This is a genomic window from Prevotella sp. AM23-5 (assembly GCF_003473645.1).
Classification (GTDB): domain Bacteria; phylum Bacteroidota; class Bacteroidia; order Bacteroidales; family Bacteroidaceae; genus Prevotella; species Prevotella copri_A.
Map to the genome: position 1 here is coordinate 19890 of NZ_QUCG01000032.1, position 18818 is coordinate 38707.

14 protein-coding genes are annotated in these 18818 nt (G+C 45.5%); 2 read left to right on the forward strand and 12 right to left on the reverse strand.

Annotated features, from left to right (window positions below; translation table 11 throughout):
- Positions 1-487: 487 nt before the first annotated feature.
- Positions 488-1810 (forward strand): ATP/GTP-binding protein, encoded by a 1323-nt coding sequence (locus DW657_RS09395; protein ID WP_118312302.1) that lies wholly within the window; start codon positions 488-490, stop codon positions 1808-1810.
- A gap of 177 nt (positions 1811-1987) precedes the next feature.
- A complete protein-coding gene (locus tag DW657_RS09400; RefSeq protein WP_118312303.1) occupies positions 1988-3430 on the forward strand; it encodes an ATP-binding protein in 1443 nt (480 codons plus the stop codon).
- A gap of 559 nt (positions 3431-3989) precedes the next feature.
- Here the strand turns inward: DW657_RS09400 and DW657_RS09405 are convergent.
- From DW657_RS09405 to DW657_RS09465, 12 genes are all read right to left on the reverse strand, one after another.
- Positions 3990-4790: a KilA-N domain-containing protein gene (locus DW657_RS09405; protein ID WP_117664293.1), complete on the reverse strand. Its 801-nt coding sequence runs from the start codon at positions 4788-4790 to the stop codon at positions 3990-3992.
- A 113-nt stretch (positions 4791-4903) separates the two neighbouring features.
- A complete protein-coding gene (locus DW657_RS09410; RefSeq protein ID WP_118312304.1) occupies positions 4904-5305 on the reverse strand; it encodes an N-acetylmuramoyl-L-alanine amidase in 402 nt (133 codons plus the stop codon).
- Between the two features lie 77 nt (positions 5306-5382).
- The gene (locus DW657_RS09415) at positions 5383-5898 is read right to left on the reverse strand and encodes a hypothetical protein (RefSeq protein WP_118312305.1); all 516 of its coding nucleotides are present in this window, start codon (positions 5896-5898) and stop codon (positions 5383-5385) included.
- Positions 5899-6006: 108 nt separating this feature from the next.
- On the reverse strand, positions 6007-8559 hold the full coding sequence (locus DW657_RS09420; protein ID WP_118312306.1) for a DUF3987 domain-containing protein: 2553 nt from the start codon (positions 8557-8559) through the stop codon (positions 6007-6009).
- Positions 8560-8619: 60 nt separating this feature from the next.
- Positions 8620-9006: a hypothetical protein gene (locus DW657_RS09425; protein ID WP_118312307.1), complete on the reverse strand. Its 387-nt coding sequence runs from the start codon at positions 9004-9006 to the stop codon at positions 8620-8622.
- Positions 9007-9106: 100 nt separating this feature from the next.
- Complete coding sequence (locus tag DW657_RS09430; protein ID WP_118312308.1) at positions 9107-9388, reverse strand: DUF3127 domain-containing protein; 282 nt, start codon at positions 9386-9388, stop codon at positions 9107-9109.
- Between the two features lie 180 nt (positions 9389-9568).
- Positions 9569-10684, reverse strand: a complete 1116-nt coding sequence (locus DW657_RS09435) for a hypothetical protein (RefSeq protein ID WP_117664265.1) — start codon at positions 10682-10684, stop codon at positions 9569-9571.
- Between the two features lie 272 nt (positions 10685-10956).
- A complete protein-coding gene (locus DW657_RS09440; RefSeq protein ID WP_118312309.1) occupies positions 10957-14001 on the reverse strand; it encodes a type I restriction endonuclease subunit R in 3045 nt (1014 codons plus the stop codon).
- A 307-nt stretch (positions 14002-14308) separates the two neighbouring features.
- Positions 14309-15484: a restriction endonuclease subunit S gene (locus DW657_RS09450; RefSeq protein ID WP_118312310.1), complete on the reverse strand. Its 1176-nt coding sequence runs from the start codon at positions 15482-15484 to the stop codon at positions 14309-14311.
- A gap of 1 nt (position 15485) precedes the next feature.
- Positions 15486-15785: a hypothetical protein gene (locus tag DW657_RS09455; protein WP_118312311.1), complete on the reverse strand. Its 300-nt coding sequence runs from the start codon at positions 15783-15785 to the stop codon at positions 15486-15488.
- Between the two features lie 4 nt (positions 15786-15789).
- Positions 15790-17298, reverse strand: a complete 1509-nt coding sequence (locus DW657_RS09460; RefSeq protein ID WP_118312312.1) for a class I SAM-dependent DNA methyltransferase — start codon at positions 17296-17298, stop codon at positions 15790-15792.
- A 50-nt stretch (positions 17299-17348) separates the two neighbouring features.
- A complete protein-coding gene (locus DW657_RS09465) occupies positions 17349-17549 on the reverse strand; it encodes a hypothetical protein (RefSeq protein ID WP_118312313.1) in 201 nt (66 codons plus the stop codon).
- Between the last annotated feature and the right edge of the window lie 1269 nt (positions 17550-18818).

The following is an 18818-nucleotide window of genomic DNA, read 5'->3' on the forward strand; positions in this document are numbered from 1 at the left end:
TTGAACGAATAACAAGTCACCCTATGGCTTTATGGAAATGCAGACCCAAAGAGATGAAGTAAGATCCATATCGATATTAAAATCGAAATTATTAAACAACGAGGTATGTTTAACACTATAGCTTCCTCCAGTTTGAACTATCCAAATTTTTCTACAAGTTGTCCATTTTTGCAATTCTCTAAAGTCATAATTTAAAGAATCACAAGCAAATACAAAATTAAGCATTTCAACCACGTGGTTGAAATGCTCGCCTACATTTATCCTTTTTTAACTAGCAACCTAACCCGTTTTATCTGCAAGGTTTATTTACATTTATTATAGTACAACACCAGAACATAATCATAACGATTAGATAAGAGACTAAGCCACGAACCAACTAACATGTGTTAAACATGCAAGAATTTTGCAAGTATTCGACATTAACAAACACATTTTTCGAAGAAAAAGCTTATCTTTGCATCAGTATTAATAAGAAAATGACATTGTTATGATACTTAGAGCTACATTTGAAAATATATATTCCATCAAGGATGAGACTCAAATCAGCTTTGTGGCAGGTAAGAGCAACGCACATCCGTCTCATGTTTCCCGTGCAGAGAAGCGTGACGATATTTCTGTGCTGAAGGCTGGTATCGTTTATGGAGCCAATGCTTCCGGAAAGAGTAACGTTATCAAGGCCATTGCACTGCTCCAGCAGATTGCCAATGGAAGCTTTCCGCAAAGCAAGGTGGAACCTTTCAAGCTTGCTGATACCGAAGAGAAAAACTCTAAGGTAGAAATCGAGTTCAAGACCAAGGGTAAGTGCTTCGCCTATGGCATGGAGTTCAACATCGGAGGAATCAAGGAGGAATGGCTGTTTGAAATCAACAGCCGTACTGACAAGGAAGTTTTCACCAGAAAGGTTACAGCTGACGGCAACGGGTTCACGTTTGGCAAGGTGGATGGAAATGAAGAAACATCCATGCTGCTGAAGTTCATCGCCCACAGTACTCCTTCCGATTCCAGCTTCCTTTCAGAGTATGTACGCCGAAACGGCAAGGGACTTGAAACCATACGCATGACCAAGAACTGGTTTGCAGACGGCTTGAAGATCATCTTCCCAAGCACACGCCTGCAGGGAATTTCTTTCCTTACTGAAAACAATGATGAGCTACAAGAAACGACACGCTCGCTTCTTGCCTACTTCAACACGGGCATTTCAGATGTGCGGCTGTATAAAATGAAGAAGGAAGATGTGAACTTATCTTCCGATTTACTTGACAACATACTCAGCAAGGCCAAGAACGGCAAGGCGTACAGCATGGCTGCCACAGTTGGAGGCGAAATGCTTCTTTTCGAGGTAAATGCCAACGGAGGATATGAAATTTACAAGCTGAAGGCTGTTCACCGGAATCTTACTTCCGGCACAGAGGTTGTTTTTGATCTGAGCGAAGAATCAGATGGCAGCATCCGATTGCTCGACTTCATTCCAATGCTCATCGATTTGAAGCAAAATGAAGTTGACTATCTAATCGACGAGATTGACCGCAGTATGCACCCGATGCTCTCGCAGAAAATCTTAGAGTGCTATTTCTCAGGACTGGAGTCAGGAAGAGACACTCAGCTCATCTTCTCCACCCATGAATGTAACCTGCTCAACCTCGACCTTATCAGAGCTGATGAAGTCTGGTTTGTCGAGAAGGGAAAGGATGGAGCGTCTCATCTTACATCCTTGGCAGAATTCAAGCCTCGTGAAGACGTTCGCAAGGGTTATCTATTAGGGCGCTATGGAGCCATTCCGTTGCTTCCTAAGGAGGCTATGAAGTGGTAAATACAGACTGCTATAGGTTTAAAAAAATCTGAGCCACATACTTTTCAGTGCAAAAAACCGAAAAAGTTACGATTTCCCGTGGAAATCTGTTAAATATTGATACATTTCCACGACTTATCGATATATTTTTGTATCTTTGCCACAAAAATAAATAGAGAATAAAACAAGAAATACGATATGTTAATAGGCAGAGAAAATGAAATAGCAACACTCCACGGACTGATGAGTTCTGATGAATCACAATTCGTGGCTGTTTACGGAAGACGACGTGTCGGCAAGACCTTTCTTATCAGAGAGGCCTACAAGAACCATTTCGTTTTCCAGCATACCGGCACTTACGGAGCCACTCGCAGGCAGCAGTTAAGCGACTTTCGAGAATCTCTTTATCTTGCCGGAATGGGAAAATGCGCAATGCCCAAGACATGGTCTGAGGCATTTGGACTGCTGTGGAATTTCCTGAATACGTTCCCTGAAAACGAGGAGAAGAAGGTTATCTTCATCGATGAACTTCCCTGGATGGACACGGTTAAATCAAACTTCGTCCGTTCACTCGACCATTTCTGGAACGCATGGGCTTCTACGAGAAAAGACCTTATCCTGGTCATCTGCGGAAGCGCCACATCATGGATCATCGACAATGTGGTCATGAACTATGGTGGCCTTCACAACCGTCTTACATGCAAGGTTCTGCTGCAACCATTCACCCTCAGAGAGTGCAAGCAGTATTGCGAAGCGAAGAATCTGGGCTATAAGGACAGGCAGATTCTCGAAGCTTACATGGCCTTGGGAGGAATCCCATACTATTGGAGCTTCCTGAAAAAAGGAATGAGCGTGGCACAGAATTTCGACCGGATATTTTTCCAGCCAGGTGGAGAACTTACACAAGAGTTTGATGCTCTCTACGCTTCCCTATTCAAGAAGCCACGCTGTCATATAGCAATCATCACAGCACTTGCCAAGAAGAAACAGGGTCTGCTGAGAGAAGAGTTGCTGAAAGCGTCGAAACTCTCAGACAACGCAGATTTCTCGAAAGCGCTGCAGGAACTGGAGCAATGCGGTTTCATCCGCAAGTTCACAGCCATCGGCAAGAAGACGAAGGATGCGACCTTCCAGCTCATAGACAACTACACCCTATTCTACTTCGATTTCATATCGGAGAACACCAATGGGGATGAGCATTTCTGGTCTTCATCCGCAGGTTCATCCATCCATTACGGTTGGGCAGGAAGAGCATTTGAGCGTGTCTGCATGCAGCACATCAACCAGATCAAGGCAGCCCTCGGCTTCTCAGCCGTCGTGAGCAGCGTTCATTCCTGGTCATATAAAGGAACAAAAGACCCTGTCACCGGCAAGACGCTGACGAAAGGAGCACAGATAGATATGCTCATCGACAGAAATGACGATACAATTAATCTCTGTGAGATGAAATATACCAACGCCCCTTACGTTATTACAGAAGAAGAGGACAACCGCATCCGCAACCGAAGGGAGACCTTCATCAGGGAAACAGGCACCGAGAAAACGGTACTCATCACGATGATCACCTCCTATGGACTTGCGCCGGGCGGCTATTCTGATGACATCCAATGCCAGCTGACGATGGCAGATTTATTCAGATAAAAGCCGACCTCTCAAAAATGATAAAAAACCACGTTTTAGCACGAAAATGCAGATTTTGAGTGTTTACAAAGGTTAAATATGTTAAATCTTCAACCCCTAAAAATGGGGGTTTGTAAAGATAAGTAACATACAAAATGAATGAAATCAAGTGAAACCAAGTGAAAATACGAAAATCGTAAGTAGCTGATAATCAACATTCTTTTCATTCAGAAGGAAAGCGGCTCACAAATAGCACGTCAGTACTTAACCGATTGAGAATCAATGACATTCATTATTTGCGTGGGAAAGTGAAGGCGTAGAAAAGGGCTTAAAAAGATACTTGAAAAAAGTAGGAAAGTAGGACTAAAAAGCACTGAATATCAGATAATTAAGGAGATAAAAACCCTTATATTTTAGCCCGGCTACCATATGGCTCAAAACTATGTTAATTTTCTGATATTCAGCTGATTACGTATGGTGCATCGGAAAGTAATAGATAACAAAAATAGGGAACGCAATGCGTTCCCTATCTGTTTATCACGTGTTGCGTCTGAGTATTTCTTCTGCACCATATTCATCTTTATTTTAATAAGTTTCTTCCGCCTGTATCTTCAAGGATTCTCATCTGCTGGATGGCTATCTGATTGAGCTTGATTAGTCGTTCAGACTGCGCCATGCCGTCATTGATAAACACTGCATTGAGATTCTCCATATTTGAGAGACAGATAAGCTCATTGATACTGGCATAGTCACGAATGTTTCCTTTCTTGTCGGGATTCTGCTCACGCCATTGTTTCGCAGTCATACCGAACATGGCGATGTTGAGTACATCCGCTTCATCAGCATATTTCATAGCAGCTTGCTCACGAGTCACCTCCGCAGGAATGAGATTTACTTTGATAGCATCCGTGTGAATGCGATAGTTTATCTTAGATAGTTCCCGCTTGGCAGACCATGCCAATTGGTTCTGCTCATCAGCTTTAAGACGTTGATACTCTTTTACCAACAAAAGTTGGAAACGAGGACTAATCCACATTCCGAAGTGGTACGCAATGTCTCGATGAGCATAAGTTCCACCATATCGACCAGCTTTTGCCATGATGCCTATTGCACCTGTTCTTTGAATCCATGCCTTTACAGAAAGCACGAAGTTGTTGCTTCCTGCTGCATTTCTAATTGTATCGAATTCGGTACAATTAAAATTCGGATTATATAGCTTTTCCCATTCACCGAGATATTCTATTGTACTTTTGAGGCTCATCCATCTAAATATAATATGCTCTTGCATTTGGCTATGTGCCATATCGGTCAAAGAGATATAATCCTCATTTTGAACATTAACAACAGATATTTCTGTATTTTCAACTTTTATCTTTGCCATAATCCTTAGTTTTTAGATAACACAAATCAGTCTATACTATCAGCAACATCCACATATTACATCAGCAAATAATAGATAACAAAAAATAGGGAACGCAGTGCGTTCCCTATCTGTTAGCCAAATTCCTCCTTGACATCAAAGCAAGGGCAATCCTTGGCGGCAAACTCATTATGCCCATGAACCGTTGCCTCGGGATATTCCTCCTTCAGCTGTTCTATAAGCGCTTTCAGCGCAGCCTTCTGCTGTGGGGTTCGGGTATCCTTCGGCTTGCCATCCTGGGATAGGCCGCCGATGTAGCATATTCCTATGCTCACGGTGTTGTGACCCTTGCAGTGGGCACCCACCTCTTCTACTGATCTGCCCACGTGGATGCTTCCGTCACGGTAAATCACGAAATGATAACCGATGCAGAAAAAGCCACGCTCACGATGCCAACGGTCGATGTCGGCTACGGTGTAGTCGCAACCTTCTCGGGTCGCGCTACAATGAATGATGATTTCCTTGATCTTGCGCATAATATAATAATTTATAATGTACAATGCAGAATTAACTAATAGATACCGCTTGCTAAAATACAGTTAACTATAAAACTTTACCTGGGAAAAAAAGCCAGATACTTTAGGGGAATTTCTTCCTCCCCCAAGTCTTTGATATGCAAGTCAATTTGTTCGTTTTCATCAGCTAACTCATTAATCTTCTTGCAAAACTTCTTGAAAAGTTCCCCATCGTAAGCTACAACGCCCGACATTAAAGACTTGCCCATTACTATGCTTCCATGCTTCAATGCCAGCGGACCTACACCAGCCGTGATATAAGGCTTACGAGACACCGGATACGACGAAGAATAATCCTTAAGAATTAAAGGCATGGTCTTATACTCCTCTACGATCTCTGTCTTAAATTCCTTCTCTTTCTTATGGTGCTTCTTCTTGTACTCCACCCCTATCTTCTTCTTGAACTTGATAGGTTCTGGTATAATTAAATAATCGCCTGCATGCAGGTAATTTTTAGGATGCTCTACTGTGCCGCAGATAATTACTCCGTTGATAACCATTGTGCCATCCACACCCCATGGAGTGAAGCGACGGCGAAATATATGAATATACATAATGATAATATTTAAAAAAAATTAATACTTGTGTCAGAGTCATTAAGAAGTTCAAGATTTCGAAAAACCTTAATGACCCTTAATGACACTGACCCTTAATGACACGTTTTAAACGGTGGGTGACGCTTTCTGATAACGTTTGTCCGGCAAAACGCTTATCAAGCCCTGCTGCTTCCAGTTCTTCAGCATCTGCTTCACTGACTCGTGAGTAGCATTTGCCCCTTTCACGGAAATGCTCTGTTGCTGAGCCTGATCGAAGGAGAAGGTCACATCCAGACGCTCAAAGATGGAATCGTTTCTACCTCTACGAGAACGGTCGTAAACCGACTGTCCGCAATAGTCTCTCGAAGAGAAAGCATCCTCGATACGACTACGGAAGAAATAGAGCGCATTGTCCAACTGGTAATCTGCAAGAACATTGAACACAGCGAGCATGGTAGGCGTCTGCATCTTGACAATCATTTCCTTCCATAATAGCGGATTCTGCTTCAACTGCCTTTCCGCTCCCTGGAAACCGTGCTTCTGAATCAACGTCTCTGCCACCTTGCAGAGCAGGATGCAGGTCATCATTCTCATCGTGGTAGGACAGATACGAAAACGCTGACGGGCTTTCACCTTGTCATCATTCTTCATGGTCTCCAGGCGAATCTGTTCCAGCCACTCCCTACCCTTGGCTTCCAGCTTAGGAAGCACCACGTCGCCTTCCATCAGAGGCAGCAGATGGGCAACTTGGATGATGCGGTTGCGCTGGCGATCGGTAAGCACATACAGATTATCCGTAAGCGGAGTAAACGTATTGTCCGGGGTTCTTGCCACGGTAATACGGCTCTGAAAACCATCCGTATAATTGTTCACCACACGGTAAAGCGCATCAGGCGTTCCACACATCACTACATTCCATAACAGTCTGTCAATATGGACATTCACGGCTTCTGCACTTCTAGCCTCACGCTCGTAACTCGTACCATCATACGCCTGTCGGAGCATTACGGAGAAGTCGCTCATTGCCGATTTCCATTTCTGCGCCACGGTGTCGGCTTCCGGGGTAAACGAGAAGGCATGCTTGCCTTCGGTATTGGCTAGACGTTCTGCAAGATTTGCCACGGTATTGTTCAACGTCAGACATCTTACGGGCAGTTTCGGCTCTTCCGGCTGTTCCTTCTTGTTCTTAGCTGCACGCTTCTTGGCTCGCCATTCGTCCTCCTGCTGTTGATACATTTTGTCCATCTGTTTCACTTCCGAAGTCCAAGCATCAATCACGGGGTCAATACTTCCCTTACCGGATGCGAAATCTCCGGCGATGTAGGAGATGAGGTTCAGCGAGTTCATCTTGCCGTGAACAGACACCTTGACGCCAGTAGCCAGCATTCCGATGGCTGGGCAGATGGCGGTAATCACCGGCATTGCCAGTGCGGGCCCCACCGCATCGAGCGAATCCCTTACGCCCAGCGGCATTCTGGGCAGGGCGTTGTAATAAAACAGATCGTCCTGGGCATTTGCCTCGTCCAGCGCATTCACCAGCGCATCGCTGCCTTCGGAACTTCCGCCCTTTCCTGCCCCCAGCTTCATTCTCTCCTGTCGGATGGCAGCAAGCACATCTTTCAGTCGCTTAGGCATTTGGGTAATCTTCTCGTTCAGTGCCGAGTTGATGCAAGCCATCTTCTCCTGCTCGGGAAAACCATCATAGCAGGGAATGATCTGAGCCATGAGGCTGCGGTCGAAGCCGCAGATGTGGCGCAGGTTCACGGCAAGCTCGAAGGTCAAAGTGTTGCGGTTGGAGCGAACTGGCTCATGACCGTCATTATACATCTGCCACCACTTCGAGATGATTTCAGAATACGGGATTCCGAGGTAATCTGTAGAGATGGATGAAGAAGGAGATGAGGATGAAACGGAAGCAAGCTGAGCCTGATTCTTAGAAGAATTTTGAGAATTCTTCTGACTCTGATTCTTCTGATTTTCAAAAGATTTCTGATTCTCTTGATTCCCAAGATTCATCTGAGAATCCAAAGCCTTCTCTTCAACATTCTCCAACCAGGGCTTGTAATGCTTGTTCGCCTTATGCGCCCCCGGCGGAAGCTCCTCCTGTCCATACTTCTCACGCTCTTCCAGCACCTTGCCTTCAGCTGCCACGGCAGCCTCATCGTAATCATCCTTGAAGAGTTCGGGAGACAAGTAAAGCAAGTCTTCTGCATCAGCTGAAGTCGTGAAATAGACACGATTAATGTCGTGAGCCGAAGTATCCATCTCGCACTCCAGCATCTTGGCGATTCTAACCTGATTTTCGAGAATCGTCTTGCCCATTTCTCGCTTGCAAACCGCATGACCGCCTTGTCGTGCGCTGCGTTCCAGCATCAGCAGACCATATTTCTCAGGCTCCTGCAGCATCAGCTTGGCCGCCTTCTCGAAATCCTGCTTATCATCCAAATCGAAGCCGAAAGCCCGGCTTGGCAGCTTCATACCCTTCACTACCCCCTGCGGATAATGTCCGGAATAATTAAACTGTACCAATCTTCGCTTCGCCCCATCATTTCCTTCGCGAGCCAGTCGCAGATTAGCTTTCTGCTCATAGCTTCCACGAATCAGTTTATATTCCTCTTGCGAGGTGATGGAGCGGGCAACCTTGTGCCCGTTCTCCACCCTTATCAAATAACAGCTCATCTATGTTTTTCTACCTACTATTATTAAGTTGAACATCAAATACTTTTAGTTGAACCTCTTTTATCGCTTCAACTGATATTCTATCAAAGCATCCGCAGCCTCTTCCGCCTCCTTCACCAGAGCGCTGCCGATATTGATTCCTTCATCACAGAACACCTTCAAAGTGAGCTGAATAGCTCCATCCTTGGTCTTGCTCAATCGTCCGTGAGCCAGCTTTCTGATCAGTACAGACTGAGAACGTACTCGTGGTTTTACCACGAAATCAAAAGTACCATCCGTCAACTGCTGGGCAACGCCCTGTGATCGGAATCCCGGCACCTTCTCTCGTCCTCCATGCTCATTAGGCGCAAAGAGGAAACACTTGCTCTCGTCATAGAAAGCCATACCACCCAGCTGCACGTGCTGGCTACCATTATTCACCTGCTGCTTGTTTACATTTTTCTTCATATTCTGAATTGTTTTGCGAGAAGAAACGTGTGGATTTTTGCGCGCTTTACCATGGAAGATCCTCCGCAGTCCCAACTCAGTTAATAACTAAAACTTCTGTTTATCCCTTCAGCTTTTCAATATCCGTAACGAGGATATCCTGATAAACCTGCCCATTATACTCACGAGCCGTGAATCGGAGCGTAACTGCAACCAATGCTCCTGGAGCAAACTTACACTGCGCCATATTGCCCAGCATGGCGGCAGCATATTGGTTCTCATACTTGCCGCCCATCTCCTGCAACACGATGTTGCACTTCATCATCTGGCCGTTCTCGCTCTTCTGGCTCTGCACGGCAAAAGCCTCGCCCTGCTTCACCACTCTCATAATCTGAGTATTCATATTATAAAGTAGTCGGAAGTTGTTTCAAGATCACCAAACCATTTCGGCGTTGTCTTGTTTCTTCGACGATGCAAAAGTAGTGAGATTTCCAAACAAAAGGGTAAAAAAAATCCCCCACGAATCCGTTTGGGGGATGTGGGGGATATACTTTGTAATTTTGGGGGATACCTTTGGGGGATACTATCTGAACTTTTCTATCTTTCTTGCATTGATGAAGGTTCCAGGCTTGGCGTACTTAGACTCTTGAAATTCTAAGTCCAGCTTATCCGCAATCTCTCTATAAGCCTCGCAACATGAAGGCGCAGCACAGTCAGCAAGCGTCCATTCCGTGAAATCATTATGCTTGAAATAACCATTTATCTCATGAAAATCGTCCGTAGAACATTTTAATAAAGTGCTGAAAGCAGAATTAATCTGGTCAACGAAAAGGCGCTGGGTTGACTTCTTCAGCCAATTCTTGCTCAAGAAAACCTTATAGACGATAAACCAATGTTTCTGTGCACAGAGGGTATTGTCTTCGATTAAGTCTTTAAGTTTAAGCATCAGCTTATCTACATCCACATTCTCCTTAAAAACCATGTTCTGGAAGATGTTTTCCTTCTTGATTTCGCAATGCTCCTGGGCTATCTGGTAAGAAACATACTTATCCAGAAAATCGTTGATATTATCGTAAGTCTGTTCCTTCTTTCCAAGAATAAAACCCACAGTCATCTTAATGTCCCTGCCGTTATTGTGAAAAACTACACCGAACTGAGAATTGAAAAGTTTCTCTTTTCGGTTATATAACATATGGTTTTTAAGTTGGGTTTCATCCGGAAAGAAGAAAGCCTCATCCTGGCTGTCCTGCTTGTAAATACGCTCCAGTCGATTTTCATTCTCCTTGCGGTATCTATCAATTTCCTTCTGGAAAAGGTCTTCGCAATAGGTATCATTGACAAAAGATTGTCTGAAACCATGAAAGCCCTCATCAGCCAAAAGGATGATGTCATTAATCATTTTGCGCATTTCTTCGCCTTCATAATCCTTATAGGAGGTAAGCGTAGGTTCTAATTCTACTTTAATCTGATAGAATCTCTCCTTCTTATCATCCAGCAAAGACCATGCTATTTCTCTCTTTAGTGATTTTAGTAAATCGAAAATCTTTCTTACATGATTACGTAAGATCAGCTTCCAAGCAGCTATCAATTCCTCATTGTTGTTTTCGTCTTCTTCTTTTCCTAAAAGGCGGAAGCAAACATTGAAGCGGGTAACTAGACCTTCCAGCTTTTTCAAGTGCACTTCTTGTTCGTCGTCCATGATTTTATAGGTTTGAAATTATAGTTGTAAAAAAAGCGGCGTGGGTGTTCCCTGTAAGCACCGGTATTCAGGTACCTGCAAGAACCTTCGGCAAGGTACAAACAAGTACAGCCCACGCCGTAGAGGAGTGGACGCCTTGCTGTCACCGTCTTCTTACCGAATTTCTGAATTTGCAGGTTCTGAATACCGTAGAAGTGTCAGATAATCAGCGTCTATCGTATTATGATTATTATCTTTTTACTATCTGTTTCTTACTTCAAATTTTAAAGGGTTTATACTACGTTTTCTTCTTCGTCCGCCCAGTGGTCGCATTGGCGCATCACGGTTTCCAGCGCCTTCTTTGCACCCTCAGGCGGATACTTGTATTTCTTGAGCAGTCGCTTCACCATCACTCGCATCTTCGCCCTGGCTGATTCCTTCCGGTTCCAGTCGATGGTGCGGTTGCGGTGCAGTACTTCCGTCAGTTCCCTGGTCAGTGCCACAAACTCCTCGTCGGAGTAAGCCTGGCGCACTCCTTCGGGCGTGGAGAGCGCATCATAGAATGCCTTCTCCTCGGGCGAAAGTCCCAGGTCGTTGCCCTCTTCCTCAGCCTGCTTCATCTGCTGAGCCATCTTCAACAGTTCCTCTATCACTTCCTCGTTGGTGAGCAAGCCCTTCAGATAGTTGGAGAGACTCTGGCTGAGCATGTCGGAGAAGAGGTCGCTCTGAACCACGTTGGTCTTCTGCTGCTGCTTGATTTTCTCTTTCATCAGTTTGGTGAGCAGTTCCACCGCCAGGTTGCGCTCCTTCATGTTCTTCACCTCCTGGATGAAGGCATCGTCGAAGAGCGAGAACTCTATCTGGCGGTCGCCGAAGAGATTGATGACTCCATCGGTCTTCACGCTCTGACGGAGCAGGTCGCCGATGCGCTCGTTGATTTCATGGCGGCTGATCTTACCCTTCTGCGAGAGTTTGAGCATCATCACGCGCAACGCATCCATGTAGCACACTTCCGCCTTCTGCTGCTCATTCAGAAGCGAACGGCAGAGCGTGGTGGCGTTGTGAAGCAGATTGCTGTGCTCCATGAAATTCTTCTTGCGTTGAACCATGGCTGGAGAACTCAGGAAGTTGGCTCCGCTCGTGATGGCGAAGGCACGCTTCGTATTGTCTGGCTCGAAGAAGCCGGAATAGTCGAAACCATGCAACTGGTCTCGACAGATTTCCATCTCCTCCTTCCATTTCACCAGGGCGGTCTTGGCGATGTCGGGGTCTCCGAAGCGGCGGCGGTCACGGTTGGTGTACTGCTGCATGGCACTCTTCAGCGCCTGCGCAATGCCTACGTAATCCACAATCAGTCCGCCTTCCTTGCCCGGGAACACACGGTTTACACGGGCTATTGCCTGCATCAGGTTATGACCGCTCATCGGCTTATATACGTACATGGTGGCGAGCGACGGAACATCGAAGCCCGTGAGCCACATGTCTCTTACGATGGCGATTTTCATCTCATCGTCGTTGTCCTTGAATTTTCTTGCCAGTTCCTTCTTGTAGGCTTCGTTGCCGATAATCGGCTGCCAGTCTTCGGGGTCCTGGTTCGAACCGCTCATCACCACTTTTACTTTTTCCGTCCACTCGGGGCGAAGCTCCAGCATCTTGCGGTAGATTTTGATGGCGATGCTTCGGGTCAGTGCTACGATCATTGCCTTGCCGGTGAGTTCCTGCGCACGGTTCTGCTCGTAGTGCTGGATGATGTCCCTTACCAGCGTGTCGATGGTGGCGTCTTCGCCCAGGAGCACTTCCAGTCGGCTGTGCTCCTGCTTCGCCTGCTTAATCTGCTCCTCGGTGGCTCCCTCATCGGCTAGGTTGTCGAACTCATCGTTCAACAGGTTCATCGTGTCTTCATCGAGGTTCAGATTCACCACACGGCTCTCGTAATAGACCGGACGGGTGGCTCCATCGTCCACCGCCTGACTCATGTCGTAAACGTCGATGTAGTTACCGAACACTTCCTCCGTGTCTCTGTCGCGGTCGCTGATAGGCGTTCCGGTGAAGCCGATAAACGAGGCGCCTGGCAGGGCTTCTCTCATCTTCTGGCTGAATCCCTTCTTCATCGTCAGACTCTTGTTGTCCCAGTGCTCCTCGCCGTATTGCGAGCGGTGCGCCTCATCGGTCATCACGATGATGTTGCGGCGGGTGGAGAGAGCCGAGTCGCCTTCTTCAAACTTCTGAATGGTGGTGAAGATGATTCCCCCACTCTTTCGGTTACGCAGCAGATTGCCCAGATCTTCGCGGCTCTGGGCGTTCTGAGGTTCCTGACGAAGGAAGTCCTGGCAGCGGCAGAACTGACCGAAGAGCTGGTTGTCGAGGTCCTTGCGGTCGGTTACCACCACGATGGTTACTTCGGGTAGTCGCTGCACCAGCTGGTGGGCGTAGAACACCATGGAGAGGCTCTTGCCCGACCCCTGCGTGTGCCAGAATACGCCGATTTTTCCGTTGCCTTCCACTGCGGTACGGGTGCGCTGCAGGGCTTTGCCCACGGCGTAGTACTGGTGGTAGGCGGTAAGAATCTTGGCGTATTTGCCCTGGTTCTTGTCGAAGCAGATGAAGTTCTGCAGGATGTCAAGCAGTCGCTGCTGCTGGAACATGCCGAGGAAGAAGGTGCGATAGTCGGCAAAGAGGGTTGACTCGTATGAGCCGTCTATGGTCTTCCATTCCATGTAGCGGTCTTGCTTGGCGGTGATGGTTCCGGCACGTGTCTCGCTCATGTCGCTGATTACGTTGAAGGCGTTGTAGCTGAAGAGGCTTGGAATGCTCTGCTGATAGTTCTTGATCTGCTTGTAGGCATCGTCGATGGATGCGTCTTCGGAGATGGCGCTTTTCAGCTCCACCACCACGAGGGGCAATCCGTTGACCATCACCACCATATCGCAGCGCTTGTTTTTATACTCTTCCACTCGCCACTGGTTCACCACCTTGAAGAGATTTCTTTCGGGGTGTTCGAAGTCGATGAGCCTCATCAGGGCTGTTCGTTCTTCGCCATCCTGCAGGAATCCCACCTCCAGACCGTTTTGCATCCAGAGTGTAAACTGCTCGTTGTTCTGTTCTAAAGTACCGATGCTGATGTTGGTGATTTGCTTGATTCCTTCATCCATTGCATCGGCTGGCAGTTCAGGATTAAGCCGTCGCATCGAGGCGACCAAATCGGCACGATAGAAAGGCTCCTTTAAGTTGCGCTCCACCTCGTAGCCACATTCGTACGCATAGCCGAGTTCGTCGCGGAACAGGGCAATGAGCGTCTGCTCGTATGCGTCTTCGGTGAATTTCTTGTCGTCTGCCATAATGATATTTTTTATATACAAGTGTCGTAAGTAAGCCCCACACGCCCTGAAAGGGCAGAAGCTCCTAGCCCAGGGCATCGCCCTGGGTGGTTCATGTGCGCAAGGTCATCGCCCTGTAAGGGCAAAAGCTTTCAAAACACCAGGCGAATAACAAAGCTTTTGCCCTTACAGGGCGCCTTCCTTATTGCCATTTTACCCAGGGCGTTGCCCTGGGCTAGGAGCTTTTGGGCCTTCAGCCCGTACCTGAACCACTTGCGAAACTTTAGTTTAATATTTTCTTTCTCGTTATTTTCTTTCGTTGCTCTTCTTATTCCGGGACTTCCAGTTCCCCTGACATTAAGCGAGGGAGAAGGGTGTCGCGGAGAAGGGAGAGGCGGGAGGACTCCTTGTCTATACGTAATTTTCTATCCATCATAGAATTCGCAATATTAGAGAACCGAATCAACCTTTCCTCAGAATATGGGAATTTTTGCTGAGTAATGTCACCCATAACTATATAAGGAATAGATGACCCTCTTGTACCTCCCATTTTTACAGGTTCAAAGAACTGTTTCATCATGTGATAAAAGAATATCATAAGATTTTCTTTATCTTGTTCTCTGATAGTACAAGCGTATGTACGCTGGTACAAATCAAAACCTCCATTATAGAACATAGTTCTTCCTGTATAACTTCCATTTCCAGCTATTATAATGGCTTTACCGTTAAATATTGCATCGTTAGAAGCTAATGGCTCTGGAGCACATGAAAAAAAGGGATATAAGCCTTTCTCTATCGCTTGATTAGTATTTTTCTTGCCTGTAAAAACATTGCAAAAATCACCCAGCGTTCCTACATTCCAACCTTCCGGAATCATTCCCAATTCACTATCCACGAACTTACCATCCTTGAAAGGCTCAAAGTCAACGAACCAATTCTTGAAAATAGCCTGCGCCATCTCCTCCAAATCAGCATTGATTTTGTTGTTCCACTCTATCTTCCGGTCGAGAGAAGAAAGGATGGAAGCAATGCGGCGCTGTGTTTCAAGATTCGGTAAGAGAATCTTATAATCCTCAATTTGTTTTTGTGAGATATGAGGAATCGCAGAACCTGTATGTATAGAATTAACATAATCAATAAATTTTTTACTAAAAATGTTATAATACAAATAATCCTGTTCTGCAAGTTCGTTATGTCTAACACATGCAACTCGTTGCGCAAGTAATAATGGTAAATCTTCCTCTTTGATTCTTGCTTTATTTTTCCCCACTCTTGAGCCATCCATTCCTATAACTATATCATTAGCTTGTAAGGAATAATACTCAGTTTTATCGAATGGTTCATTCCAACGCTTATCTTTTTCCGTATCCCATCGAAGATTACCTATTGTCACATTATCTCCACGAACAACTCGAATTCCTTCTTTGGAATATTTCTTTCCAGGGAAGGGAAAACCAGTAATAATGTTGCACACATCCCCTAATCTTACTTCTTTCCACTCCATCCTATTCCCTCCTCAGTTTCTTTTCTAAATATTTTTTCCGGCCATAATACTCCCTTTCAGCAAGACTCATCGGAAACATCGAGTTGCTTTCTATAGCCTCGTATTCATCCTGCAAGTCTTGAAGATGATCTTGTTGCTGCTTCAGATAGAAGTATTCTTGATCTTTTTTCTGCTTGTTGTAGTATTTCTCTTGCTCTTTCTTCTGTTTATTGAAAATCACAACAGAAACAACTATTGCAACCACAGACGCCACTACCGCCAACAAAGAGAAAAGCCCTGAATATTCATTTAAAAGTTCCATACTCTTAAACCTCCCATCCAATTTTCTTCAACTGCATTCTAATCTCCTCTTCCTGCTTCTTGCTTTCCTCAAACAGCTGTTTCAGCTCTTCGGTGAGATTCGTCATTTTCTCCTCGAAAGGCACTCCGTCGCCTTCATCTTCGGCGATTCCTACGTATCTTCCAGGAGTCAGGATGTAATCTTGCTCGGCAATCTGCTCGGTGGTGCATACGGCACAGAAGCCCTTTTCATCCTCCAAGGTTCCCTGCTGGAAAGCATGGAAGGTGTCGGTAATCTTCTTGATGTCCGTATCAGGCATCAGCTCACGAAGCTTGCGAGTAACCATCGTGCCCAGGTTGCGGGCATCGATAAACACGGTCTTACCCTTCTGCGCCTTGTTACGGCTGATAAACCAAAGACTTACAGGAATACCTGTACTGTAGAATAGCTGCGAAGGCAAAGCCACGATTCCCTCTACCAGGTCGGCTTCAATGATTTCTTCTCGAATCAGTCCCTCGCCGCCACTCTGACTCGAAAGCGCACCATTCGCCAGCACCAAACCTATCTTTCCGTTTGGAGCCAAATGGTGAATCATGTGCTGCATCCATGCAAAGTTGGCGTTGCCAGCTGGTGGCAAACCATACTGCCAGCGCACATCTTCCTGAAGCGCACTCTGTCCCCAGTCGCTGAGGTTGAAAGGAGGATTGGCAAGAATGAAATCTGCCTTCAGCGTAGGGTGCTGATCATCTAAGAAACTGTCTGCATATACTCTACCCAGATTCGCTTCCAAACCATGGATGGCAAGGTTCATTTGTGCAATCTTCCAAGTATCAGGGTTCGATTCCTGTCCGTAGATACTGATTTTACGCAGGTTTCCCTTGTGGCGATCTATAAACTTGGCACTCTGCACAAACATACCGCCCGAACCGCAGCAAGGGTCAAAGACTCTACCCTCATAAGGTTCCAGTATCTCCACCAGTGTGCGGACAATGCAGGAAGGCGTATAGAACTCACCAGCGTTCTTTCCCTCCTGAGAGGCAAACTTCTGCAAGCAATATTCATAGGCTCTGCCCAAGAGGTCTTTCTCCTCGCCAGCATCATGCATTTCTATATTGGTAAAGAGATCTACGACTTCACCTAATTTGTTTTTAGGCAGTTCCGGACGGGCAAAATTGCCGGGCAGAACATTCTTCAATCTATCGTTCTCACGCTCAATAGCGATGAGCGCTTCATCTATCACCACGCCTATTTGCGGTGTGTGGGCAGCAGCACTAATCTTGCTCCATCGAGCCTCAGCAGGCACGTAGAAGATGTTCTCGGCTGTGTATTCGTCCTTATCTTCCGGGTCGGCGTATTCGTCGCCCTGCAGCTCCTGGAACTTCTGGTCGAAGCGGTCGCTGATGTATTTCAGAAAGATGAGTCCGAGCACCACGCCCTTGTACTGAGATGCATCGAGACTGCCTCGCAAAATGTCGGCAGCCTTCCATATTTTCTCTTCAAAACCAATGCTGATGGTATCTTGTTTCTTTGCCATTTTTATCTTTGTCTATTGGATTTACACATTATTTATATATAAAACACCAGTTATTTATTGATAAGCACGAGTCTCCACTTCTCGTTTTCGAGAAGGATGGACTGGTCTTTACTGGTTATTTTGAATGTCTGATCGTCGATGGTTATCTGATCATTCTTGATGGTATAGGCATAGTTTCCGCAGGGAGAAAGCTGGGTAGAGGTGTGCAGGATTTTGCCCTCCTCATCAATCTCTGTTACCGTTTTCTCCACGTTGAAATATACGCTATCGGCGGTGAACTGGCAATAGACAGCCCCCGCATCTACATCTAAAGTAAGGTTTCCAACACGCTGATAAGCCTCGGAAATCGCCCATTCGTGGGCTGAAATTTGGGTTTTGTAGTCGATTTCCCCCGAATTTTCTGCATTTTCATCTCTCGAACAGGCGGAAAATGAAAACGCAAAAAGGACGAATACCAGCGCCTGAATCCACGCTGCTATTCGTCCTTTAATAAGTACACGATGATTTGAGGTTAATTTTGACGAGCCAAAATTACCCCCCCTAAAACCTTGATAATCAATTTGTTATGCATACACATTATCATTTAAACAATTGAAATTTTATTTAAGTTCGTGCAAAGGGGGCTTGCCTCTCAGCATTCGCAAAAGCAAAGTTATTAAAAACCTGGCTAACTACCAAATTTTATCACGTTATTTAACGGAAAAGTGGTTTTGAAGGCATAAATGAGGCCCAGAAGGCATTTTTCACCCCCTCAGAACGGCCAAAATAAGATGGAAAATGAGGTTTTTCTGCTTGAGAAACAAGGAAAATCCAGAAATATCATAACAATTTTATTCAATATAAAGACAAAGGATGGAGGGATAATATGGGAAACAAGAAGTGAATCTATAGCTTTTAAAGATACAACTCTTAGAAAAGGCAGCTTTCACAAACAGACTATATCTTGTTGTTTATCAACACATTATACCAACACAACATTTCATCTTAAGAAACAAATCAAAATCCTCTATCGTGTCATTAAGGGTCAGTGTCATTAAGGGTCATTAAGGTTTTCGGGGCGCAAAATCCCCCTATAGTATAATATAAATAATTATTTATATTATACTATAGCTCTTAATGACATTTCCCATTTTTCTTAATGACCCTTAATGACACTGACCCTTAATGACACGCTTTCGCCCTCAGCATCTTCTGCATCAGAATCCCCTTCAAGCCCCTCCTGCAAGCAATGCGTAAAAACAGTATTCACTTACATCACTATGTATCAAGCACTTACGCCATTTTTACCATCTTATTTCGATAAAAACTTGATTTCGCCTTTGAAATTTTGTATCTTTGCACCGGCAATCGAAGGAACAGCCTATTGTGCCGAAAACCGGTCATCTATGAAGACCGGAGCGGGGCTTAAATGATGGCAGGCGCCGGTCATCTATTAAGACCCCAAAATCGGGCAGAAACGAGGGCTTTCCGGGTAGTTGTGATTCAGTGAACTCTTAAACACAGTACAGAGTATGATTAAC

Bases quoted from the DNA above. Each gene is read 5' to 3' on its own strand.
- DW657_RS09435 (WP_117664265.1), bottom strand. From the start codon at position 10,684: ATGGACGACGAACAAGAAGTGCACTTGAAAAAGCTGGAAGGTCTAGTT.
- DW657_RS09425 (WP_118312307.1), bottom strand. From the start codon at position 9,006: ATGAAGAAAAATGTAAACAAGCAGCAGGTGAATAATGGTAGCCAGCAC.
- DW657_RS09450 (WP_118312310.1), bottom strand. From the start codon at position 15,484: ATGGAGTGGAAAGAAGTAAGATTAGGGGATGTGTGCAACATTATTACT.
- DW657_RS09440 (WP_118312309.1), bottom strand. From the start codon at position 14,001: ATGGCAGACGACAAGAAATTCACCGAAGACGCATACGAGCAGACGCTC.
- DW657_RS09420 (WP_118312306.1), bottom strand. From the start codon at position 8,559: ATGAGCTGTTATTTGATAAGGGTGGAGAACGGGCACAAGGTTGCCCGC.
- DW657_RS09430 (WP_118312308.1), bottom strand. From the start codon at position 9,388: ATGAATACTCAGATTATGAGAGTGGTGAAGCAGGGCGAGGCTTTTGCC.
- DW657_RS09460 (WP_118312312.1), bottom strand. From the start codon at position 17,298: ATGGCAAAGAAACAAGATACCATCAGCATTGGTTTTGAAGAGAAAATA.
- DW657_RS09405 (WP_117664293.1), bottom strand. From the start codon at position 4,790: ATGGCAAAGATAAAAGTTGAAAATACAGAAATATCTGTTGTTAATGTT.
- DW657_RS09455 (WP_118312311.1), bottom strand. From the start codon at position 15,785: ATGGAACTTTTAAATGAATATTCAGGGCTTTTCTCTTTGTTGGCGGTA.
- DW657_RS09415 (WP_118312305.1), bottom strand. From the start codon at position 5,898: ATGTATATTCATATATTTCGCCGTCGCTTCACTCCATGGGGTGTGGAT.
- DW657_RS09400 (WP_118312303.1), top strand. From the start codon at position 1,988: ATGTTAATAGGCAGAGAAAATGAAATAGCAACACTCCACGGACTGATG.
- DW657_RS09395 (WP_118312302.1), top strand. From the start codon at position 488: ATGATACTTAGAGCTACATTTGAAAATATATATTCCATCAAGGATGAG.
- DW657_RS09410 (WP_118312304.1), bottom strand. From the start codon at position 5,305: ATGCGCAAGATCAAGGAAATCATCATTCATTGTAGCGCGACCCGAGAA.